Origin of the sequence: Streptomyces sp. NPDC088747, assembly GCF_044751025.1 — a bacterium.
Taxonomy (GTDB): domain Bacteria; phylum Actinomycetota; class Actinomycetes; order Streptomycetales; family Streptomycetaceae; genus Streptomyces.
This window is the reverse complement of the sequence record NZ_JBIVKZ010000003.1, coordinates 476137-498781: the sequence shown is the minus strand read 5'-3', so window position 1 is coordinate 498781 and position 22645 is coordinate 476137. Positions and strand designations below refer to the sequence as shown.

Genomic DNA, 22645 nt, shown 5'->3' with positions numbered 1-22645 from the left:
CCTCGCCGGTTCCCGGTTCTCGGCCGGGCGGGACGGCATGAGGGGAACGGTCTCTTCTCGCCGCGCATTCCGCGGCGCGTCCGCTACGCGTCCCGACGGACGCGCGGCCGTCGCACCTTCCCCGGCGCGTCCGTCGGGTACGCGCCAGGCATCCGTGTGGGCAACCGGCTCGGTGCGGCCGATCAGGGCCTGGCCCGCGGCCTCAGCGCGGGAGGCTCGCCGGGCTGCCCCCGTTCGCCTCGTACCCCGCCACCGCCAGTGCCCGGTACAGCGCGTAGTCCGCCGCCGGGTCGGGCGTGAGGGTCCAGGGCAGCGCGCCCACGTGACCGTCGACGTGCACGAGCTGGTTCATGGCCTCCGCCCAGCGCTCGCCGCGGACCAGGAAGAAGACCAGCAGATGGCGGACGTGGGCGAGCATCGGGTCGTCGGGGCGGGCCGCGTGCACCGCGTACAGGGCGCCGTGGACGGCCTTCGTCACGACCTCGCTCTGGTAGAAGCTGCGGACCAGATTCACCTCGGGGAGGTGCTCGAAGACCGCGAAGAGGGGCATGGCGGCCAGCAGAGACCCCTGCGGGGCCCGCGCCGCCGCCGCCTCGGCGAACGAGTACGACACATCGCGCGAGCCGTGCCACTTCTCGCACCAGTAGTGCAGGGCCGCGAGATGCGCCCCCATGTGGGCCGGGGCGCGGTCCAGGATCTTCAGCCAGAGCTTCTCGAACTCCGGCTGGGAATAGGCCAGTCCGCGGGCGACCGAGAGCTCGACGATGTACGGGATCGGGTCGGCGGGGGACAGCAGCGCCGCCTCGCCGCACGCGGACCTCGCCTCCTCCATGATGATCCGGAACTCGTCCGTCCCCGGCGTCGACGTACGCCACGCCTGCTGCACCAGGAACTCGGCGTGCACCGCCGCGCCGCCCGGGTCCTTGGGCTGCTCGGCACGCCACACCCGCAGCCACTGCCCGCCGGGCGTCTCGCTGACCCCGCCGGGGTGCTGCCGCAGCTCCAGGGACGCGGCGCCCGCGAAGGCCTGCACCCGCTGCCAGCGCCGCTCGCCGGTGGTCTCCGTGCCCGCGAGCAGCTGCGAGGCGGAGCGGTAGTCCTGCGTGCGCTGCACCAGGTCCAGCACGTCCAGCAGGTCCTTGTCGGGGCCGGGCATGCGGATGTCCAGCTCCTCCTGCAACAGGAACCCGTAGTTCGCCGGGTCCGCCGCGTCCGGGTCGCCGGGCGAGACCAGCTGTATACCGGCACGCCTGCGCCTGAGAACCGGCAGCAGGACCAGGCTGAACATGGCCAGCGCCATCAGGACCCACAGAATCTCCATGCCACAAGCGAACCAGACGGGTCCGACAATTGGCGAACCCGCCCCGAGCAGCGGCCGGCCGCCGGCGCCCGTCACCGCCGTACACCCCGCCTCAACGCCGCCGTACACCCCGCCTCCACCGGGGCGCGACGTCATCGGGGCCGCGAGCGCACTACCCTCGGGACGCATGAGCGACAGGCACATCAGTCAGCACTTCGAGACCCTCGCGATCCACGCGGGCAACACCGCCGATCCCCTGACCGGCGCGGTCGTCCCGCCGATCTACCAGGTCTCGACCTACAAGCAGGACGGCGTCGGCGGGCTCCGCGGCGGCTACGAGTACAGCCGCAGCGCCAACCCCACCAGGACCGCCCTGGAAGAGAACCTCGCCGCCCTTGAAGGCGGTCGCCGCGGCCTCGCGTTCGCGTCCGGACTGGCGGCCGAGGACTGCCTGTTGCGTACGCTGCTCAGCCCCGGCGATCACGTGGTCATCCCCAACGACGCGTACGGCGGCACCTTCCGGCTGTTCGCGAAGGTCGTCTCCAAGTGGGGGGTGGAGTGGTCGGTCGCCGACACCAGCGACCCCGCGTCCGTACGGGCCGCCCTCACCCCCACGACCAAGGTCATCTGGGTGGAGACCCCCTCCAACCCCCTCCTCGGGATCACGGACATCGCCGTCGTCGCGCAGATCGCCCGTGACGCGGGCGCCCGGCTGGTCGTGGACAACACCTTCGCGACGCCCTACCTCCAGCAGCCGCTGGCGCTCGGCGCGGACGTCGTCGTGCACTCGCTGACCAAGTACATGGGCGGTCACTCGGACGTCGTCGGCGGCGCCCTGGTCACCGGCGACCAGGAACTCGGCGAGGAACTGGCGTACCACCAGAACGCCATGGGCGCGGTCGCCGGGCCCTTCGACTCCTGGCTGGTGCTGCGCGGCGCCAAGACGCTCCCCGTCCGCATGGACCGGCACAGCGAGAACGCCGCCAGGGTCGCCGAGATGCTCACCCGGCACGCGCGCGTGACGCGCGTTCTGTACCCGGGTCTCCCTGAGCACCCCGGTCACGAGATCGCCGCCAAGCAGATGAAGTCGTTCGGCGGCATGATCTCCTTCCAGGTCGAGGGCGGCGAGGAGGCGGCCGTCGAGGTCTGCAACCGTGCCAAGGTGTTCACGCTCGGCGAGTCCCTCGGCGGTGTGGAGTCCCTGATCGAGCACCCGGGGCGCATGACGCACGCGTCCGTCGTCGGCTCCGCCCTGGAGGTCCCCGCCGACCTCGTGCGCCTCTCCGTGGGCATCGAGAACATCGACGACCTGCTCCAGGACCTCCAGCAGGCGCTCGGCTAGCCGGACACCGGGTCACCGGTCCGTGGGTAGGACCGGGTCACCAACCCGTCAGCGGTGGGGTCGTCTCCGACGGCGGCTCCACCCAGGGCTGCGCCGCCAGCGCCCAGACCACGAAGGCGACGGTCGCGGCGAACAGCAGCAGCCACATCAGCCGACGGGCCGCCGTCCTGCGGCGCAGAATGCGGGCCCCGCGGCGTACGACGTCCGCGTGCAGGTCGGGCGGCACCCGGGCCGGCGTCTGCTCCAGCATGCGCCGCACGGCGGTCTCCCGTTCACGCATGCTCATGACGACGACACCGCCTTCGCCAGGGCCGGTGCCGGTCCGCGCGGCGGGTGCAGCAGGGTCGCCATCGCCCGCGCGTATATGGCCCGTACTCGCTCCGCGGGGAGCCCGAGCAGAGCCGCCGTCTGCTCCTCGGCGACCCCCTCGTACAGCCTGAGGACCAGGATCAGCCGCTCCTGGGGCGTCAGGCGCGCCAGGACGCTGTCCGGTGCCTGACGGGCCCGGCCGAGTCTGCCGTGCTGGTGCCAGGCCCCGCGGGCGAAGTGGACGGCCAGCTGCTGGCGGGCGTGGTCGTACGGGTCCTCGCCGCGCAGCCGGTCCCAGGAGGCGTACGTCCGCGCGAGGGCCGCCGTCAGCAGGCGCCGCGCGCGCGGGTTGGCGCGGGGGGACTCCGCCGTGAGCAGAGTGGCCGCATGCAGCAGCCGCCCTGCCGCGCCCGCGACGAAAGCCTCGAACTCCCGGGCCCGGCGGACGCCTTGGGACACCTGCCGTTCTCGCACCGCGCCTCCTGCCCGAGGGCGACCCTGACTGGAACGGGATCCCGGCCGTGTACGACAGGTCGCACCATGTACGACAAGGACCCGGTCTCATATGAGGCCAGACGCGGCCTTCCGGTCAAGAGCCCGGCGCACATGGCACGCGCGCGGGGACCGCGCGCGGGGACAGGGACGCGCGCCCTGGACGGAGGCGCCGGGACCGGTCAGGAAGCCGGCGACTCGCCCACCGGTACGCCCTGGGCGGCCTGGCGGGCCGAGAGCGCGCTGTTGAAGCGCGTCAGGAGCGTGCAGAACGCCTCGCGCTCCTCCGGCGCCCAGTCGTTCGTCAGCTCGGCCATCAACTGACGCCTGGAGGAGCGCACTTCGTCGAGGCGGGACTGCCCGCGCGGCGACAGCTGAAGCACCACGGCGCGCCCGTCCTCGGGGTGCGAGGTGCGCTTGACGAGCCCGGTGTCGACCAGCGGGGCGACCTGCCGGGTGACCGTCGAGGAGTCGATCCCCATGCTCGCGGCGAGCGCCTTGACGCCCATCGGGCCTTCCTTGTCCAGGCGGTTCAGCAGCAGGTAGGCGGCGCGGTCCATCGAGTTGCGCACCTGCCCCACTCCGCCGAGCCGGGTCTGTTCGGCACGGCGCGCGAAAACCGCGACCTCGTGCTGAAGCGTGTCGAGGAGGCCGGTGTCACCGACGGTCGTCATGTCCATCGACATCTCTGGTGTTGTGGGCATGGCCGGGGGCTCAATTCATGCGTGGGGAGCTGGTTTGGGGGACAGGGTACGCGGCCGGGACGCGGGCCGTACCGACGCTGCGTAAACCGGTCTCGGAGGGTGGTCACACCGCGAGCGGGCCCGTGTGAACTGCGAGACTGGTGGTCATGAGCTACGGCACGGCTGACCCCTTGCGCAGTGTGACTCTCGACGACGTACGCGGTGCGCAGAAGATGCTCGCGGGTGTGGCGCGGATGACCGCGATGGAGGGCAGCAGGTACCTGTCCCAGCTGGTGGGCGCACCGGTGCACCTCAAGTGCGAGAACCTCCAGCGGACCGGTTCATTCAAGCTGCGCGGCGCGTACGTGCGTATCGCGGGGCTGCTGCCGGAGGAGCGCGCCGCCGGTGTCGTCGCGGCGAGCGCCGGCAACCACGCGCAGGGGGTCGCGCTCGCCTCCGCACTCCTCGGCGTGCGCTCCACGGTCTTCATGCCCACCGGCGCGCCGCTGCCGAAGGTCGCGGCCACGCGCGAGTACGGCGCCGAGGTGAGGCTGCACGGCCAGGTGGTCGACGAGACGCTGCGCGCCGCGCAGGAGTACGCCGAGCGGACCGGGGCCGTGTTCATCCACCCCTTCGACCATCCCGACATCATCGCCGGGCAGGGCACCGTCGGCCTGGAGATCCTGGAACAGTGCCCCGAGGTGCGCACGATCGTCGTCGGGATCGGCGGCGGAGGACTCGCCGCGGGCATCGCGATCGCGGTGAAGGCGCTCCGCCCCGACGTGCGGATCGTCGGCGTACAGGCGGCGGGCGCGGCGGCGTACCCGCCCTCGCTGGCGGCCGGACGCCCGCTGTCGATCGAGAACCCGGCGACGATGGCCGACGGCATCAAGGTCGGGCGGCCGGGCGACGTGCCGTTCCGGATCATCGGCGACCTGCTGGACGAGATCGTCACGGTGTCCGAAAACCATCTGTCCAGCGCGCTGCTGCTCTGTCTGGAGCGGGCCAAGCTCGTCGTCGAACCGGCGGGCGCGAGCCCCGTCGCGGCGCTGCTGGCCGAGCCGGGCACCTTCGAGGGTCCGGTCGTGGCGCTGCTCTCGGGCGGCAATGTGGACCCGCTGCTGATGCAGCGCATCCTGCGGCACGGCATGGCGGCGAGCGGACGCTACCTGGCGGTCACCCTGCGTCTGACGGACCGTCCCGGCGCCCTGGCCACACTTCTCGGCGTGTTGTCAGTGGCCGACGCTAACGTCCTCGATGTGAGCCACGTACGGACCGATCCCCGGCTCGGGCTCACGGAGGTGGAGGTCGAGCTGCATCTGGAGACGAAGGGCCCCGAGCACATCGCCGAGCTGAATCACGCGCTGCGCGAGGCGGGTTACACCGTCATCGAGTAAGGCCCGTCCGCCCTGTTTCCCCAGGTCGGAGCCGTTGTCAGTGCGAGATGGCAAAATCTGTTGAGTGACGCGATACATCGCGTTATGGTGTGTCTCTCGCCACACATCCCACCACGAACCCGCCCGCCGGGTCGAACGATTTAGACCACCGTGCGGGCGAACGAACGACGACAATCCCCTTTCCCGGTAATTCCCCAACCACTTGGGAGACCCCAAATGCCAGGCGCCATCTACGCCGAAGGCCTGGTGAAGACCTTCGGTGACGTAAGGGCTCTGGACGGCGTCGATCTCGATGTCCCGGAGGGCACCGTGCTGGGCCTGCTCGGGCCCAACGGCGCGGGCAAGACGACCGCCGTCCGCTGTCTGACCACACTGCTGCGCCCCGACAGCGGCAAGGCGATCGTCGCGGGTGTCGACGTGCTCAAGGACCCCGACGAGGTGCGCCGACGGGTCGGTCTGTCCGGGCAGTTCGCCGCCGTCGACGAGTATCTGACCGGCCGCGAGAACCTCCAGATGGTCGGCCAGCTCTACCAGATGAGGGCGAAGGCCGCGAAGGTCCGGGCGGAGGAGCTGCTCCAGCAGTTCAACCTCGCGGACGCCGCCGACCGCACCGCGAAGACGTACTCGGGCGGTATGCGCCGCCGGCTCGACCTGGCCGCCGCGCTGGTCGTCTCGCCGCCGGTGATGTTCATGGACGAGCCGACGACCGGCCTCGACCCGCGCAACCGGCAGCAGCTCTGGGAGGTCATCAAGCAGCTCGTCTCCGGAGGTACGACGCTGCTGCTGACCACCCAGTACCTGGAAGAGGCCGACCACCTCGCGCACGACATCTGCGTGGTCGACCACGGCCGCGTCATCGCCCGCGGCACGGCGGACCAGCTCAAGGCCCAGACGGGCGGGGAGCGCGTCGAGGTCGTCGTGCACGAGCGCGAGCACATCGCGACGGCGTCCGCCATCTTGAACAAGTACAGCCTGCGCGGCGTCGGCAAGGGCGAGACCACGGTCGAGGACCACACCCGAAAGATCACGACACCGGTCTCCGGCGGCGCCAAACTGCTGGCCGAGGTGATCCGGGAACTGGACACGCACGGTATCGAGATCGACGACATCGGCCTGCGCAGGCCCACCCTGGACGACGTCTTCATCTCCCTCACCGGCCACGCGGCCGAAGAGCGCCAAGAGGCCGACGAAGCGGCCGGCGGCAAGGGCCGCAAGAAGAAGAAAGAGGACACGAAGTGAGTGCCGCCACCGACGCCGTGCAGGTCGCGTCCCCCAGCAACCCCTTCGGGCAGTCCGTCCGGGACTCCCTGGTCGTCGCCAAGCGCAATCTGATCAGGATGTCCCGGATTCCCGAAATGGTGATTTTCGGGCTCATCCAGCCAATTATGTTCGTGGTGCTGTTCAGTTACGTCTTCGGCGGTTCCATGCAGATCGGCGGCAGCACCAGCTCCACCGACTACCGGAACTTCCTGATGGCCGGCATCTTCGCGCAGACCGTCACCTTCGCCACGGCGGGGGCGGGCGCGGGTATCGCCGACGACATGCACAAGGGCCTCATCGACCGCTTCCGCTCTCTGCCGATGGCGCGCGGCGCGGTGCTGACCGGGCGGACGCTGGCCGACCTGGTGCAGACCGCGCTCACCCTGCTGGTGCTCGCCATCGTGGCCCTGCTCGTCGGCTGGCGGGTCGGCTCCGACGGCGACACGAACGCCGGCAAGGTCCTCGGCGCCTTCGGCCTGCTCCTGCTCTCCGGGTACGCGTTCACCTGGATCGGCGCGCTCATCGGCCTCTCCGTACGCACCCCGGAGGCGGCCACCTCGGGCGGGCTGATCTGGCTGTTCCCGGTGACGTTCATCTCGAACGCGTTCGTGGACTCCAGCAACATGACGCCCTGGCTGCGTCATATCGCGGACTGGAACCCGTTCAGCGCCACCGTGCAGGCCTCCCGCGAGCTCTTCGGCAACCCCGGCGTCTCGCAGTCCGACGCCTGGCCCATGCAGCACGCCGTCTGGGCCTCGCTGATCTACTCGGTGGTGATCGTCCTGGTCTTCAGAACGCTGGCGGTGCGCAAGTACCGCTCCGCCACCGCGTGACCCGTCGTACGACCCGCACGAGGATCTGGACGACGACCCGCATCACCCGGGCATGACGATGCCCCCGGGAGCGCGACCGGGGGCATCGTCGGAGTGTTCGGGCCGGTGGTCCCGGTCTCAGGCCGTCTCAGCCCTGGTAGGGCACGGACTTGAGGATCTTCACCGAGGCGAGCTTTCCGTTCGGCAGCTCGTACCGGGCGTCCTCGCCGACCTTCTTGCCGTTCACACCGGAGCCCAGCGGGGACTGCGGCGAGTACGTCTCGATGTCGGAGCTCGCGTACTCCCGCGAGGCCAGCAGGAAGTCCAGGGTGTCGTCCTCGTCGCCGTCGAAGGCGATGGTGACGACCATGCCGGGCGCGACCACACCGTCCGTCGTGGGGGCTTCGCCGACCTTGGCCTTCTCCAGGAGCTGGGTCAGCTGGCGCACACGGAGCTCCTGCTTGCCCTGCTCCTCCTTGGCCGCGTGGTACCCGCCGTTCTCGCGCAGGTCGCCCTCCTCGCGCGCCGCCGCGATCTTGGTGGCGATCTCCGTGCGCGCGGGACCAGACAAATACTCCAGCTCGGCCTTCAGCTGGTTGTACGCCTCCTGGGTCAGCCAGGTGACGTTCTCGCTGGTCTGGGTCACAGGTGCTCCTCGTAGGTACTGGGAATACAAAGCATCGCCCTACCCAGAAGAATGTGCCTTCACGGGTGGGCGAAACCACGAGCCTAACAATTCAGCGGCTGAAGGGGGAGGACATAAGACGTCAGAATTCCGTCGGCGCAGGTCAGCACGTAAGTGCCAGGGGTGACGTCAGTCGTCGTGGCAGCCGAGCAGCTCCGCGGTGGTGCCCTTGGACGTGGTGCGCAGCGTGAGGACCTTGTCGACGCGGGAGGCGTCCTGGTCGAAGCGGAAGTCCGCGCGGCCCACCTCGGCGCCGTTCGCGGCCTGTGAGCGCAGGGTGCAGTAGCCGTGGGTGCCCGCGTCCTTGTGCACTTCCAGGTGCACCTCGACCTCGTTCTCCGAGGCGCTGAAGGTGATCACCTGGGCGCTGATCCCGGTCCCGCTGATCTGGTCGTAGCCGATCCAGCCGATGAGCGCGAGCAGGATCACACCGAGCGTGATGCCGGTGACCTTGAGTTTCCGGTCGGAGCGCGGGTCCGCGGAGCGGCCGTACCGGCCCTCGGGCAGCTGGGTGCTGGCCGTACTCATGGTCGTCCTCTCGGCGGGGGCGGCGGCGTGGGCCCGGGAGAGCCCGGGAGCCGGGACCCGGAATTATTCGCCCCCCGGTTCCGTCACTATAGAAGCCGCCCATCAAGCTGATTCACGCCGGGCGCCGACTAGCCGACTGGCCGACTTACTGAGGATTGAGTCTTGACTGACCAGCTGCGACTGATGGCCGTGCACGCCCACCCCGACGACGAGTCGAGCAAGGGCGCGGCCACCATGGCCAAGTACGTGTCCGAGGGGGTGGACGTGCTGGTGGTGACCTGCACGGGCGGGGAGCGCGGCTCCATCCTCAATCCGAAGCTCCAGGGCGACAAGTACATCGAGGAGCACATCCACGAGGTACGCAAGAAGGAGATGGACGAGGCCCGCGAGATCCTCGGGATCAAGCAGGAGTGGCTGGGCTTCGTCGACTCGGGGCTGCCCGAGGGCGACCCGCTGCCGCCGCTGCCCGAGGGCTGCTTCGCGCTGGAGGATGTCGACAAGGCCGCCGGGGAACTGGTTCGGCAGATCCGCTCCTTCCGTCCGCAGGTGATCACCACCTACGACGAGAACGGCGGCTATCCGCACCCCGACCACATCATGACCCACAAGATCTCGATGGTCGCGTTCGAGTCGGCGGCGGACACCGAGAAGTACCCGGAGCAGGAGTACGGCCCGGCGTTCCAGCCGCAGAAGCTCTACTACAACCAGGGCTTCAACCGCCCCCGCACCGAAGCGCTGCACAACGCCCTCCTGGAGCGTGGCATGGAGTCGCCTTACGGGGACTGGCTGAAGCGGTGGTCGGAATTCGAGCGCACGGAGCGCACGCTGACCACGCATGTTCCGTGTGCGGAGTTCTACGAGATCCGTGACAAGGCGCTGATCGCGCACGCCACGCAGATCGACCCCGAGGGCGGCTGGTTCAAGGTCCCGCTGGACCTCCAGAAGGAGGTCTGGCCGACCGAGGAGTACGAGCTCGTGAAGTCCCTCGTCGATACCTCCCTCCCCGAGGACGACCTCTTTGCGGGCATCCGCGACAATGCCTGATATGAGCGCAAGCCTGGCACTGACGCACCTCGTCCCCCTCGCCAAGGAGGTCGACGAGAACAAGGTCACCCCCGGCGTCCTCGGCTTCATCGTCTTCGCGGTGATGGCCCTGGCGGTATGGGGACTGATGAAGAGCATGAACCGCCACATGGGGAAGGTCGCCGAGAACTTCGAGGCGGCGGCCTCCGGCAAGGGGAGCGGGGGTGACACCGGCGAGACGCCCGGCACCCCGGCCGCCTCCACCGGCAAGCCCTCTCCCACGGCGACCTCCTCGTCGCCGGCCGAACGGGGCTGACAGCCGAACGCGGCTGACGGCCCCGCCGCGCGGGCGGCACCCCCGGTCCCGCCCGCCCGTCGGAGATCGCCCCCGCCCGTCGGAGGTCACCCCCGTCCCGCCCGCACCTCCACCCCCATCACGTCCCGTGCGTGTCGCTTCGGGACCATTTGGAGGCGCCAGGCCTGCCAGCCGGTTTCGAGGCTCGCGCCGCGTTCCAGGAGGAGCTGGTAGGCCTCGACGTAGTCGTCGAGTTTGGGGTCCCGGGTGGCGTGGCCGGTGCGGGAGAGACGGCTCAGTTCCTCCTGGGCCACCGCGGTGCCGATCTCGGAGCCGCCGGGGGCGGCATAGGGGAGCAGGGTGCAGCGCAGGAAGCGGGCCCAGTCCTCGCCGCGCCGGTCGCCGTACGAGGTGAAGAGGGCGATGGCCTCGTCGCAGAGCTTCAGGGCCTGCTGCGTACGGGCGTTGCCGCCGTCGACCACGGCCAGTTCGAGGCAGGTCCACGCCTCCCCGTGGGCGACGCCGATGCGGTGGAAGTCGGCGCGGGCGTCGACCAGGAGCTGGCGGGCGAAGCCGGAGTTGCGCAACGAGCCGGTCTGGCCCGCCCGTTGGTCGCGGGTGACGCGCGCCGAGTGGTGGCGGGCGCAGGCCAGCCCGTACACGTCCCGCATACGGGAGAACATCGTGCGGGAACGTTCCAGCTCGCGGACCGCCTGGTCCAGGTTGCCGGTCTCCTCCAGGGCCTGGCCCAGGTAGTACAGCGTCCAGGCCTCGCCCCGCGCGTCCTCGTTGTCACGGTGCCGGGAGGCCGCGTGCCGCAGCCCGTCGACCGCGGGGGAGGGGTCGCCGGCGACGAGCCGGGCGCGGGCCAGCTGGGTCAGCGCCCAGGCCTCGCCACGGGGATCGCGGGTACGGCCGTACAGTTCGAGCGCCTCACGCAGCTCGCGTTCCGCGAGCGGGACGTCGCCCATCCGCAAACCCAGCTGGCCCAGGTGGAAGTGCGCCCACGCCTCGCCGTGCACGGACTCGCTCTCGCGGTGCAGGACCAGGGCCCGGGTGAGCAGGTCCAGGGCCACGGCGAGCCGGGAGCGGTCGCGTTCCACGCCGGCCAGCGCGTGCATGGTCCAGGCGCGGTCTCCGGCCAGCTCGGGCGCGGCCTGGAGATCGATGGCCTCCTGGAGCTTCGCCGAGGCCTCGATGAGGTTGCCCTGGTGGTGCAGGGTGATGCCGAGGGAGCACAGGGCCAGGGCGGCGCCCGCGTCGTGATGTGCCTCGAAGTAGAGGTCCACCACCGAGGAGAGCGTCGTACGGGCCTTGTCGAGCTCGCCGAGCTGGCGGGCCGCGATGCCCGTACGCCACTGGACCGAGCGGACCATCAGGCCCTGGTCGACGGCCTGCGTCAACTCGCTTATCTCGCCCAGCCGGTAGAGGTCACCGCGCAGCAGGCAGTAGTCGCAGAGGGCGCCCAGCAGATGGAGCACGGCCGCCTGGTCCACGCCCTCCGCGTGCCGCAGGGTCGCCGTGATGAAGCTCGACTCGTCGTCCAGCCAGCGCAGCGCCGCGTCGAGGGAGGTGAAGCCGTGCGGGCCGAACTGGTCGGCCCGGGTGGACGTCTTGCCGTCGACCAGGCGGATCACCGAGTCCGCCAGTTCCGCGTAGTTCACGATCAGGCGTTCCTGCGCCGCCGTACGCTCCGACGGTTCCTCCTCGTCCAGCAGGCGGGCCTGCGCGAAGCCGCGGACGAGGTCGTGCAGGCGGTAGCGGCTGCCGCGGACATGGTCGACGAGGCCCGCCCGGGACAGCGCGGTCAGGTGCCGGGTGGCCTCCGGTTCGTCCGTGGCGAGGAGGGAGGCGGCGGCGACCGCGCCCAGGGAGGCGCGGCCGGCGAGAGCCAGCCGGCGCAGCAGCCGGCGGCCCGTGTCCGTCTGGTCCGTGTAGCGCAGCCACAGGGCCCGCTCGACCGGGTCGACCGGGCCGTACGCCTCCAGGTCCGAGGCGAGTTGGCGCGGCGTCCGGGGGCCGAGCGAGGAACCCGCGACGCGCAGGGCCAGCGGCAGTCCGCCGCACAACTCCCTCACCCGGTCGGAGGATTCGGCTTCGTACGGGCTGGACCTGTCCTGCGCCACCGCGTTCAGCAGCTCCTCGGCGCCGCCGGCCTCCAGCGCCTCCACCGGGAGCTGGTGCACCCAGGCGGCGAGGTCGGCGGGCAGGTCGAGGGGCTTGCGGGTGGTGACCAGGACCAGGCTGTCGGAGCGCTCGGGGACCAGGACACGCACCTGCTCGGCGTCGCTCGCGTCGTCCAGCACGATCGTCACCGGCAGACCCGTCAGATGCTGGTGGTACAGCTCGCTCAGCCGCCTGACCTGCTGGTCCTGCTGGTCCCGGGAGGAACGCTCCCGGAAGAGGAGCTGCTCGCGCGGCGCGCCGAGACGATTCAGCAGATGCAGCAGCGCGTCCCGGGTGGTCAGCGGGGGCTCCTCGGCGCTGTCGCCGCGCAGGTCCACCACGCAGGCGCCGCGGAACTGGTCCTTCAGCGCGTGGGTCGCCCGGATCGCGAGTGTGGTGCGGCCGGAGCCGGGTGCGCCGTACAGCACCACCACCGTCGGCTTCGTCTCGGTGCTCGCGCGGGCCGCGTGCACCCACTGGGCGACCCGTGACATCTCGTTGCGCCGACCGGTGAACGGGCCCTCGGGGTCAGGAAGTTGGCCGAACGAGTGCTCCAGGACGCTGCGTCGCCGTGCCGCCGCGCTCTTGTCGGTGCGGCGCAGTTGGGGGGCGCCCTGCTTGGCTCCCGTGGTGGCGGCGAGCAGGCGCTGCTGGTCGAGAAAGGGCCGGATGCCGCGTACTTCCAGGGCGGTCAGCCACTGGAGGCGCAGCTGTTCGGCGCCGCCCGGCTGTCCGAGCGCCCCTGCGCGACGGCTCGCCGCCGGCAGGTGCGAGGCCGTCACCCTGACCACGGTGGCCGCCGCGCCGACCACCGCCACCGTCGCTCCCGCGCCGAGAGCGGTGCCGGTGCCCGTGCCGAGCGCCAGGTCCGCGACCACGGCCGCGACGGCGGCAACGACCGCCACCAGCAGGGGAGTTCCGGCGCCCTCGCGGGCGTAGCGCTGCCCGAACGAGAGCCGTCCGGCCTCCGCCTCGTCGAGTGCGCCCGTGTACGCCTCGTACTCCTCGGCGGCCGCCTCGCCCATCGTCTCCAGGGCGCCCCGGGCCCGCGAGAGCAGCACGCTCGCGTCGGTACGTCCCCCCGACCGCCGTACCTCTTCCTCGACGGCCCGCACCAACAGCCGCTCGGCGTCCGCCCGATGGCTGTCCCGCATGTCACGTCCCCCTCCGACGGCACCATCTGTCGCCGCCAAGTGTCCTGCGTACGGGGCATCCGCGACAGGGCGCCAGCGGATCATCGTGGTGCTTTCGGCGATCCGGGGATCAGCGGGGTGTTTCGCGGCGACGAGGGGCGCGTGCCGATCCCGGAGTCGCGCGGAGGCATTGTGAGAGGCTGGATCGCATGAACCGGTTGGCTGGTGTGACCTCGCCGTATCTCCTTCAGCACGCTGAAAATCCGGTCGACTGGTGGCCCTGGACGCCGGAGGCCTTCGAGGAGGCGCGACGGCGTGACGTGCCCGTCCTGCTGTCAGTGGGCTATTCCGCGTGCCACTGGTGTCATGTGATGGCTCACGAGTCCTTCGAGGACGAGGCGACCGCCGCGTACCTGAACGAGCACTTCGTCAGCGTCAAGGTCGACCGCGAGGAACGGCCGGATGTCGATGCCGTCTACATGGAGGCCGTGCAGGCGGCGACGGGGCAGGGTGGCTGGCCCATGACCGTGTTTCTCACGGCGGACGCCGAGCCGTTCTACTTCGGTACGTACTTTCCGCCCACCCCGCGGCACGGCATGCCCTCCTTCCGGCAGGTCCTGGAGGGCGTGCGCGGTGCCTGGACCGAGCGGCGTGGTGAGGTGGACGAGGTCGCGGAGAAGATCGTGCGGGATCTCGCCGGGCGGGAGCTGAGCTACGGCGACGCCACGGTGCCGGGGGAGGAGGAGCTCGCCGGCGCGCTGCTCGGGCTCACCCGGGAGTACGACGCGCAGCACGGCGGGTTCGGCGGGGCGCCCAAGTTCCCGCCGTCCATGGTGCTCGAGTTCCTGCTGCGGCATCACGCGCGGACCGGTTCCGAGGGCGCGCTCCAGATGGCCGCCGACACGGCTGAGCGAATGGCGCGCGGCGGGATCTACGACCAGTTGGGCGGCGGGTTCGCGCGGTACTCCGTGGACCGCGCGTGGGTGGTACCCCACTTCGAGAAGATGCTCTACGACAACGCCCTGCTGTGCCGGGTGTACGCGCATCTGTGGCGTTCCACCGGGTCCGAGCTCGCTCGGCGGGTCGCGTTGGAGACCGCGGACTTCATGGTGCGCGAACTGCGCACGGACGAGGGCGGGTTCGCCTCCGCGCTCGACGCGGACAGTGACGACGGGAAGGGCGGGCACGCCGAGGGCGCTTACTACGTGTGGACGCCGGCGCAGCTCACGGACGTGCTCGGCGCGGACGCCGAGCTCGCCGCCCGGCACTTCGGGGTGACCGAGGAGGGCACCTTCGAAGAGGGCGCCTCCGTCCTGCAACTTCCCGAGCAGGACGGGGAGTTCGACGCCGAGCGGATCGAGGCGGTGCGGAGCCGGCTGCTCGCCGCGCGGAACGAGCGGCCCGCTCCCGGCCGGGACGACAAGGTCGTCGCCGCCTGGAACGGCCTCGCGGTCGCCGCCCTCGCGGAGACCGGCGCCTACTTCGGCCGCCCGGACCTGGTCGAGGCCGCGATCGGCGCCGCCGATCTCCTCGTACGGCTGCACATGGACGACCGGGCGCGGCTGGCCCGTACGAGCAAGGACGGCCAGGCCGGGGCGAACGCGGGGGTGCTGGAGGACTACGCGGATGTCGCCGAGGGGTTCCTCGCGCTGGCGGGTGTGACCGGTGAGGGAGTGTGGCTGGAATTCGCCGGGTTCCTGCTCGACCATGTGCTCGCGCAGTTCACGGACTCCGCGTCGGGCGCCCTGTACGACACCGCCGCCGACGCCGAGCGGCTGATCCGGCGTCCGCAGGATCCGACCGACAACGCGACGCCCTCCGGGTGGAGCGCGGCGGCCGGCGCGCTCCTCTCGTACGCGGCGCAGACGGGCGCGGAGCCGCACCGGACAGCCGCGGAGCGGGCGTTGGGAGTCGTGAAGGCGCTCGGGCCGCGGGTGCCGCGGTTCACCGGCTGGGGTCTGGCGGTGGCGGAGGCGTTGGTGGACGGGCCGCGCGAGATCGCGGTCGTGGGTCCGGCGGAGGATCCGGCGACGGGGGAGCTGCATCGCGCGGCGCTGCTGGGCACGGCGCCGGGGGCCGTCGTCGCCGTCGGCACTGCGGACAGTGACGAACTTCCGCTGCTCGCCGGCCGCCCGCTGGTCGGCGGCCTGCCCTCCGCTTACGTTTGCCGAAACTTCACCTGTGATGCGCCGACCTCGGACGTCCAGCGGCTGCGCGAGGCGGTGGGAGGCGGAAACGCCGTCTGACAAGGGACTACACGGACGGGAAACCTCCGACGTAGCGGGATACGTCCGGTTACCCGCCCTTAGTCGACTGAGGATTCCGAAACACTCTATTTATCTGAAGAGCTCCCGGACTTCACAGTTCCCCCTTAGTCTCTCCACGGTGACGCGACAGGAGTGACTCACTGTCGCGACAGGGGGATTTTGGGATCTGGGGGGATCTTTTGCTCACATCTGTCTTTATCGCTGCCGTTTCACTGGCGTTGTTCTGGATGGCGGCCTTCACTCTGTGGTGGCAGATGCACGCGTGGCGTACGCCCGAGGTGCTCGCTTCCACCCGTTTCAGCAGTCCCGACGGCGGCGACGGCCTGTCGTTCTCGCTGCTGCTGCCCGCTCGGCACGAGCAGGCCGTACTCGACCACACCATCCAGCGGTTGCTGGAGTCGAGCCACGACGACTACGAGATCATCGTCATCGTCGGGCACGACGACCCGGAGACCGCCGAGGTGGCCCGCAGCGCGGAGGAGCGCGACCCGCGCGTGCGGGTCGTCGTCGACCACCACGAGAAGAAGAACAAGCCGAAGGCCATGAACACGGCGCTGCCGCACTGCCGCGGCGACGTCGTCGGAGTCTTCGACGCCGAGGACCAGGTCCACCCGGAACTGCTCGCCCACGTGGACCACGCGTTCCGCACGACGGGTGCGGACGTCGTCCAGGGCGGCGTCCAGCTCATCAACTTCAACTCCAGCTGGTACAGCCTGCGCAACTGCCTGGAGTACTTCTTCTGGTTCAGGTCCAGGCTCCATCTGCACGCGCAGAAGGGGTTCATCCCGCTCGGCGGCAACACCGTCTTCGTCCGTACGGACGTGCTGCGGGAGGCGGACGGCTGGGATCCCAACTGTCTCGCCGAGGACTGCGACCTGGGTGTGCGGCTGTCCAGCGTCGGCAAGAAGGTCGTCGTCGCCTATGACTCCGACATGGTGACCCGGGAGGAGACCCCGGGCACCCTGATGTCCCTGATGAAACAGCGCACCCGCTGGAATCAGGGCTTCCTTCAGGTCTACCGCAAGAAGGACTGGAAGCAACTCCCGGGGTTCGGGCAGCGGTTGCTGGCCCGCTACACCCTCATGACGCCGTACCTCCAGGCCGTGTCCGGTGTGGTCATCCCGCTCAACGTGGCCATCGCGCTCTTCCTGGACGTGCCCGTCGGCGTCGCCTTCATCACCTTCCTGCCGGCCGTGACCGCGCTGGTCACCTTCGTCTTCGAACTCGTCGGACTGCACGACTTCGGCAAGCAGTACGGACTTCGCGTCCGGCTCGTCCACTACCTGAAGCTGATCGTCGGTGGCCCCTTCTACCAGGTGCTGCTGGCCGGTGCCGCTGTTCGCGCGGTGTGGCGCGAGCAACGAGGGCGCAACGACTGGGAGTTGACCAGTCACGTCGGCGCGCACCTCACCGAGGTCGAAGCGGCTCGCTAGTCCGCCAGACCCCGCGGTCCGCGTGTCGGTGAATTCGTCTGCCCCATGAACTCGCCGGTCCGCGACCCCTCCGTCCGGTCGTCCGGTAGTCCGGTAGCCCGAGAGTCCCGAGAGGACATTTCCGCGTGACCTCCACCCTTCCCGCGGTGGCCACTTCCACGGTCCCCGCGCAGCGGCCCCTTGCGCCCAAAATCGTCCCCGACCCCCGTCCCCGGCTGCGTTTCCTGACCTCCCGCCCCGATCTGGTGCTGTGTCTCGCCCTCCTCGTGGCGATCATGCTCGTCCAGGGCTGGAACATCGCCGACTACCCGACCCTCAGCGACGACGAGGGCACCTACCTCGCGCAGGCCTGGGCCGTGCAGGAGGGCAACGGCCTGGCCCACTACACGTACTGGTACGACCACCCGCCCCTGGGCTGGATCCAGATAGCGGCGCTGACCTGGATCCCGGCCCAGATCAGCCCCGGCCTGATGACGGTCGGTTCGATGCGCTTCGCGATGCTCCTGGTCAGTGCCATCAGCGCGGTCCTCGTCTACGTCCTCGCGCGCCGGCTCTCGCTTCCGAGGTGGGCCGCCGGACTCGCGATGGTGCTCTTCGGGCTCTCGCCGCTGTCGGTGGTGCTCCAGCGGGAGATCTTCCTCGACAACATCGCGGTGATGTGGACGCTGCTCGCGTTCTGCCTCGCGGCCTCCCCGCGCCGTCATCTCTGGCACCACTTCGCGGCGGGCATCGCGGCGGCGGCGGCCGTGCTCACCAAGGAGACGATGCTCGTCATCCTGCCCGCGCTGCTGGTCACCATGTGGCGCCACGGACACCGCGACACCCGGAAGTTCGCGCTCACCGGAGCCATCACGGCGTGCGTCCTGATCGGCCTGTCGTACCCGCTGTTCGCCCTGCTCAAGGGCGAGTTGTTCTCGGGCGCCGGCCATGTCTCGCTGTGGGACGGCGTCAAGTACCAGATGAGCCGCCCCGGTTCGGGCTTCATCCTCGACCAGGGCACCGGCTCGTACGGCGTCCTCCAGTCCTGGCTCTACTACGACCGGGTGCTGCCCCTCGGCGGTCTGGCGGGCGCGCTGCTGCTCCTGGTCACCTGGCGCTGGTCGGTGACGGCGCGCGCCCTCGCCGGTCCCGCGCTCACCGTCGCGATCCTCGCCCTGGTCGCCATGCGGCCCAGCGGCTATCTGCCCGCGATGTACGTCATCCAGGCCCTGCCGTTCCTGGCGCTGGTGCTGGCCGGCGGCACCGCGAGCGTCGCCCACGCGGTGCTGCGCAGAGGACGCGGCGAGCACGAGACGCCGTATCTCCTGTGGGGGCGCCGGGTGACCGCGTGCCTGCTCGTGGCGGGCGCCGCGTTCTACGTCGTACCGCGCTGGTACGACGGCAACCGCACCGCCGTCACCGTCGACGCCAACGCGCCCTACCGCGCGGCGTCGGCGTGGCTGAAGACCGAGGTCGAGGACCCGGGGAGGACGCGGGTCCTGGTCGACGACGCGCTCTGGCTCGACCTCGTGCACGCCGGCTACCGGCCGGGGCTCGGGGTCATCTGGTTCTACAAGGCGGACCTCGACCCCGCGGTGACCAAGACGATGCCGGACGGCTGGCGCGACCTCGACTACGTGGTGGCCTCGCCGACCGTGCGGCGTGACGCGGTCGACCTGCCCAACGTCAAGGCGGCGATGGAGCATTCGACGCCCGTCGCCACCTTCGGCAAGGGCGAGGACCGGATCGAGATCCGGCGGATCGACGGCAGCACGGGCGGCAACGGCAGCACTGACAGCACGACCAGCACTGACAGCACGGGCAGCACGGGCAGCGCGACCAGGGCAGAGGCCAACAGCACCGGAGGCAGTCGATGAGCAGCTTCGAGAGCACTGTCCCCGGTGAACTGGGCGACCCGGCCGTACGCGGCGCCGAGGTACCCGAGCCCGGGGCCGTCACCATCGTCGTACCGACCTTCAACGAGGCCGCGAACATCGGGGAGTTGCTGCACCAGATCACCGAGTCGGTGCCCGCGCGGCTGCCCTGCGAGGTCGTCTTCGTGGACGACTCCACGGACAACACCCCCGAGGTGATCCGGGAGGCCGCGCAGGACTGCCCGTTCCCCGTCACCGTGCTGCACCGCGCCGAACCCGTGGGCGGGCTCGGCGGAGCGGTCGTCGAGGGACTGAAGGCGGCGACCTCGGACTGGATCGTCGTCATGGACGGCGACCTCCAGCATCCGCCCTCACTGGTACCGGAGTTGGTGGCCACCGGCGAGCGCTCCTCGGCCGGTCTCGTCGTCGCCTCGCGCTATATCAAGGGCGGCAGTCGCGAAGGGCTCGCCGGCGGCTACCGCATCGCCGTCTCGCGGGGCGCGACCTGGCTGACCAAGACGCTCTTCCCGCGCAGGCTGCACGGCATCAGCGACCCGATGAGCGGCTTCTTCGCGATCCGGCGCAGCGCGGTCACCGCCGACATCCTCCAGCCGCTCGGCTACAAGATCCTCCTCGAACTCGCGGTGCGCAGCCGTCCCCGCGAGGTCACCGAGGTGCCGTTCGTGTTCCAGGACCGGTTCGCGGGCGAGTCCAAGTCGACCGCGCAGGAGGGCTTCCGCTTCCTGCGCCACCTGGTCGGGCTGCGCACCGCCTCGCCGGTGGCGCGCATGGTGGTCTTCGGCCTGATCGGCGTCACCGGCTTCCTGCCGAACCTGCTGGGCCTGTACGCCCTCACCGTCGCCGGTATGCACTACCTGCCGGCGGAGATCCTCGCCAACCAGCTCGGGGTGGCCTGGAACTTCCTGCTCATCGAGCATCTCCTCTTCCGCGAGCGCCGAAAGCACCGGCACTGGGGGGACCGCGTCGGCCGGTTCGTCCTGATCGCCAACGCCGATCTGGTGCTGCGCATCCCGCTGATCGCCCTGTTCGTGGGCCACTTCGGGATGGGCGCACTCTCCGCCACCGCACTGGCCCTGGTGACGACCTTCGTCCTGCGCTTCGTAGGGACCGAAGCGCTGGTCTATCTGCCGCGCCGCAGCAACGAGTCCGCGGGCGGGAGCAGCCGCACAGCAAGGAGAGCCGCGTGACACTTCGCGTACGACCACGACTGAGACCACGGCGGGGAACATCGCTGCTGGCCGTGGCGGGCCTGGCCGCCGGCCTGCTGTTCATCTCGCCGCAGCCCGCCTCCGCCGCCAACCTCGTCACCAACCCGGGCTTCGAGACGGCCGGCACGGACGGTATGCCGTCCTGCTGGGAGAAGTCCGGCTGGGGTGACAACGACTTCACCTTCTCCACGGTCGGCGGTGCCCACTCGGGCACCAAGGCCATGAAGGTCGAGCTGACCCGCCGGGTGGACGGGGACCGCAAGGCGCTGATCACCGAGTCCGCGGCCTGCGCGCCGGTGGTGACGCCGGGCAAGCAGTACGACCTGGGACTCTGGTACAAGTCGACGACCCCGGACACCTCGCTCACCCTCTTCCGGCACGACACGACGGCGGGCTGGCAGTACTGGACCGACCTGAAGACGCTGGAGATGGCGGGGAGTTGGACCGAGGCGACGGTCCGCACCCCGGCGGTGCCGGCCGGCACCGACCGCATCACCTGGGGTGTGTCCGTCTACGGCACCGGTTCGGTGACCACCGACGACTACACGATGGAGCAGGTCGCCGACGTGATTCCGCCGGCCGGCTGCACCGGCACGGCCGAGCAGTGCGCCAACGGCAAGTGGGACGTGCTGCCCACCCAGAACCCGGTCCGCTCCATGCACTCCGTCGTCCTGAACAACGGCAAGGTGCTGCTGATCGCGGGCTCGGGCAACAGCGAGGAGCAGTTCAACGCGGGCACGTTCACGAGCGCGGTGTACGACCCGGTGAACGGCACGTACAAGACGATCCCGACGCCCAAGGACATGTTCTGCGCGGGGCATGTGCAGTTGCAGGACGGGCGCGTGCTCGTGATGAGCGGCAACAAGGCGTTCCCGGCGGCGGACGGTTCGCACGGGTACGAGGGCTACAAGGACTCGTACATCTTCGACCCGGTCACCGAGACGTACAGCAAGACGAACGACATGAACGACGGCCACTGGTATCCGTCGGCGACCGAGCTCGGCAACGGCGACATCATCTCCTTCGGCGGTCTGCGTGAGGACTCCACCGGTTCGGTGACCGCCGAACTCTGGTCGGACGACGAGCAGAAGTGGCTGCCGCTCTGGCAGGTCAACCAGACCTGGTCGTACTGGGGTCTGTACCCGTCGATGATCCTGATGCAGGACGGCCGGCTCTTCTACTCGGGCAGCCATGTATTCGGCAACGGCACGCCCGGCACCGGCTCGGCGATCTACGACTACGACGCGAACACGGTGACGGCGGTCCCGGGGCTCCAGAACAAGGACCAGCGCGACCAGTCCGCCAGTGTGCTGCTGCCCCCGGCCCAGGACCAGAAGGTCCTGACGATCGGCGGCGGCAACATCGACTCCAACCCGGAGGCCAACCGGCTCACCGACATCATCGACCTCAAGGCGGCGAACCCGGCGTACACCGTCGGCCCGCCGCTTCCGCAGGGCACGGTGGACCTGGGCGCGGGGAAGGTGGCCCAGACGGGCAACCAGGGCAAGATGTACGTCTCCGCCGTACTGCTGCCCGACGGCAAGGTGCTGGAGACGGGCGGCGCCCTGCACAACCGCGCCGATCCGGTGTTCGAGACGTCGATCTTCGACCCGGTGACCTCGACCTTCGACCCGGTGGCCACCGACCCGGAGGAGCGCGGTTACCACTCCTCCGCGTTCCTGCTGCCCGACGGCCGGGTGATGACGACCGGCGACAACCCGGGCAACGGCACCTGGAACCACGACGTCTCCATCTACACGCCGCCGTACCTCCTCAAGGGCGCCCGCCCGACGATCACTTCGGTGATCGACAACGAGTGGGTGTACGGGGACACGCAGCGGATCACCGTCGACCGGCCCATCGCCAAGGCGGAGTTGATCCGGCCGGCCGCGGTGACGCACTCCTCCGACCCCAACCAGCGGTTCGTGGACCTGCCGTTGTCCGTCGACGGCAACAACGTCGACCTGAACGTGACGAGCAACCCCGACCTGGCGCCGCCCGGCTGGTACATGCTCTTCGCGGTCGACGCCAACGGGGTGCCGTCGGTGGCCAAGTGGGTTCATCTCCAGGGTCCGTCGGCACTGGCCGCGGCCTCGGCTCCCGAGGCGCACGTCCACTCCTTCGCCGACTCCCTGGCGGGCAAGGTCACCGGGCCGGGCAAGAAGCGGGCCTCGCAGAAGGTCAGTCCGACGCTCGCCGGGTGCGACCGGCACTACGGCTCGGTCAACGTCTGCGTGCCGACCGTCTTCCCCGCCGAGGTGAAGAAGACGACGGCCGCCCGGTGCGCCTGGCTGAAGACGAACGACTACGGCCGTCTGAAGGTGAACGGCAAGGACGATCCGCTGCGGCTCGACCCCAGCAAGGACGGGGTGGCCTGCGGCGCGAAGGACCTGAAACGCCGCTAGTGGCCGAACTCGGTGAGGGTGCGCCCGCGTTGG

18 protein-coding genes are annotated in these 22645 nt (G+C 70.3%); 11 read left to right on the top strand and 7 right to left on the bottom strand.

Translation table 11 applies throughout. The features are described from left to right. Window positions 1-202: 202 nt before the first annotated feature. Entirely contained in the window at window positions 203-1321 is a 1119-nt protein-coding gene (locus tag ACIP79_RS10590) for a hypothetical protein (protein WP_401221835.1), read from the bottom strand. 166 nt (window positions 1322-1487) lie between these two features. On the opposite strand from ACIP79_RS10590, the gene ACIP79_RS10585 reads away from it, so the two are divergent. Further along, a complete protein-coding gene (locus ACIP79_RS10585; RefSeq protein ID WP_401221834.1) occupies window positions 1488-2642 on the top strand; it encodes a cystathionine gamma-synthase in 1155 nt (384 codons plus the stop codon). A 37-nt stretch (window positions 2643-2679) separates the two neighbouring features. Here the strand turns inward: ACIP79_RS10585 and ACIP79_RS10580 are convergent, their stop codons facing one another. The 3 genes from ACIP79_RS10580 to ACIP79_RS10570 all read right to left on the bottom strand — a co-directional run bounded on the left by ACIP79_RS10580 (window position 2680) and on the right by ACIP79_RS10570 (window position 4129). After that, window positions 2680-2928, bottom strand: coding sequence for a hypothetical protein (locus ACIP79_RS10580; RefSeq protein ID WP_401221832.1), 249 nt, complete (start codon window positions 2926-2928; stop codon window positions 2680-2682). Continuing rightward, a complete protein-coding gene (locus ACIP79_RS10575; RefSeq protein WP_401221831.1) occupies window positions 2925-3425 on the bottom strand; it encodes a sigma factor-like helix-turn-helix DNA-binding protein in 501 nt (166 codons plus the stop codon). The genes ACIP79_RS10580 and ACIP79_RS10575 overlap by 4 nt, the downstream gene beginning before the upstream one ends. A 200-nt stretch (window positions 3426-3625) precedes the next feature. Beyond that, window positions 3626-4129, bottom strand: a complete 504-nt coding sequence (locus tag ACIP79_RS10570) for a MarR family winged helix-turn-helix transcriptional regulator (RefSeq protein WP_383682593.1) — start codon at window positions 4127-4129, stop codon at window positions 3626-3628. A 164-nt stretch (window positions 4130-4293) separates the two neighbouring features. Between ACIP79_RS10570 and ilvA the strand changes: the two genes are divergently transcribed. From ilvA to ACIP79_RS10555, 3 genes are all read left to right on the top strand, one after another. Beyond that, the gene (gene ilvA, locus ACIP79_RS10565) at window positions 4294-5523 is read left to right on the top strand and encodes a threonine ammonia-lyase (RefSeq protein WP_401221829.1); all 1230 of its coding nucleotides are present in this window, start codon (window positions 4294-4296) and stop codon (window positions 5521-5523) included. 216 nt (window positions 5524-5739) lie between these two features. Continuing rightward, window positions 5740-6762, top strand: coding sequence for an ATP-binding cassette domain-containing protein (locus ACIP79_RS10560; protein ID WP_401221827.1), 1023 nt, complete (start codon window positions 5740-5742; stop codon window positions 6760-6762). Further along, on the top strand, window positions 6759-7616 hold the full coding sequence (locus ACIP79_RS10555; protein WP_401221826.1) for an ABC transporter permease: 858 nt from the start codon (window positions 6759-6761) through the stop codon (window positions 7614-7616). The genes ACIP79_RS10560 and ACIP79_RS10555 overlap by 4 nt, the downstream gene beginning before the upstream one ends. A 127-nt stretch (window positions 7617-7743) precedes the next feature. On the opposite strand, the gene greA is transcribed toward ACIP79_RS10555, so the two are convergent. Both greA and ACIP79_RS10545 read right to left on the bottom strand, forming a co-directional pair. Next, complete coding sequence (gene greA, locus ACIP79_RS10550; RefSeq protein ID WP_383682582.1) at window positions 7744-8241, bottom strand: transcription elongation factor GreA; 498 nt, start codon at window positions 8239-8241, stop codon at window positions 7744-7746. A 168-nt stretch (window positions 8242-8409) separates the two neighbouring features. After that, window positions 8410-8808, bottom strand: a complete 399-nt coding sequence (locus ACIP79_RS10545) for a DUF4307 domain-containing protein (RefSeq protein WP_401221824.1) — start codon at window positions 8806-8808, stop codon at window positions 8410-8412. A gap of 183 nt (window positions 8809-8991) precedes the next feature. On the opposite strand from ACIP79_RS10545, the gene mca reads away from it, so the two are divergent. Continuing rightward, window positions 8992-9852 (top strand): mycothiol conjugate amidase Mca, encoded by an 861-nt coding sequence (gene mca / locus ACIP79_RS10540; RefSeq protein ID WP_401222114.1) that lies wholly within the window; start codon window positions 8992-8994, stop codon window positions 9850-9852. Continuing rightward, window positions 9845-10147 carry a hypothetical protein gene (locus ACIP79_RS10535; protein WP_401221822.1) on the top strand — a complete coding sequence of 101 codons (303 nt, stop codon included), beginning with the start codon at window positions 9845-9847 and terminating at the stop codon, window positions 10145-10147. Before mca ends, ACIP79_RS10535 begins: the two co-directional genes overlap by 8 nt. Before the next feature lie 86 nt (window positions 10148-10233). On the opposite strand, the gene ACIP79_RS10530 is transcribed toward ACIP79_RS10535, so the two are convergent. Continuing rightward, a complete protein-coding gene (locus ACIP79_RS10530; protein ID WP_401221821.1) occupies window positions 10234-13446 on the bottom strand; it encodes a tetratricopeptide repeat protein in 3213 nt (1070 codons plus the stop codon). A gap of 188 nt (window positions 13447-13634) precedes the next feature. On the opposite strand from ACIP79_RS10530, the gene ACIP79_RS10525 reads away from it, so the two are divergent. The 5 genes from ACIP79_RS10525 (at window position 13635) to ACIP79_RS10505 (ending at window position 22612) form a co-directional block, all read left to right on the top strand. Next, entirely contained in the window at window positions 13635-15671 is a 2037-nt protein-coding gene (locus ACIP79_RS10525; RefSeq protein WP_401221819.1) for a thioredoxin domain-containing protein, read from the top strand. Window positions 15672-15871: 200 nt separating this feature from the next. Next, window positions 15872-17125: a glycosyltransferase gene (locus tag ACIP79_RS10520; RefSeq protein WP_383686785.1), complete on the top strand. Its 1254-nt coding sequence runs from the start codon at window positions 15872-15874 to the stop codon at window positions 17123-17125. Window positions 17126-17250: 125 nt separating this feature from the next. Continuing rightward, window positions 17251-18981, top strand: coding sequence for an ArnT family glycosyltransferase (locus ACIP79_RS10515; protein ID WP_401221816.1), 1731 nt, complete (start codon window positions 17251-17253; stop codon window positions 18979-18981). Beyond that, window positions 18978-20186 (top strand): glycosyltransferase, encoded by a 1209-nt coding sequence (locus tag ACIP79_RS10510; RefSeq protein ID WP_383686780.1) that lies wholly within the window; start codon window positions 18978-18980, stop codon window positions 20184-20186. Before ACIP79_RS10515 ends, ACIP79_RS10510 begins: the two co-directional genes overlap by 4 nt. A gap of 155 nt (window positions 20187-20341) precedes the next feature. Then, window positions 20342-22612, top strand: coding sequence for a galactose oxidase-like domain-containing protein (locus ACIP79_RS10505; protein WP_383686787.1), 2271 nt, complete (start codon window positions 20342-20344; stop codon window positions 22610-22612). Window positions 22613-22645: the final 33 nt, after the last annotated feature.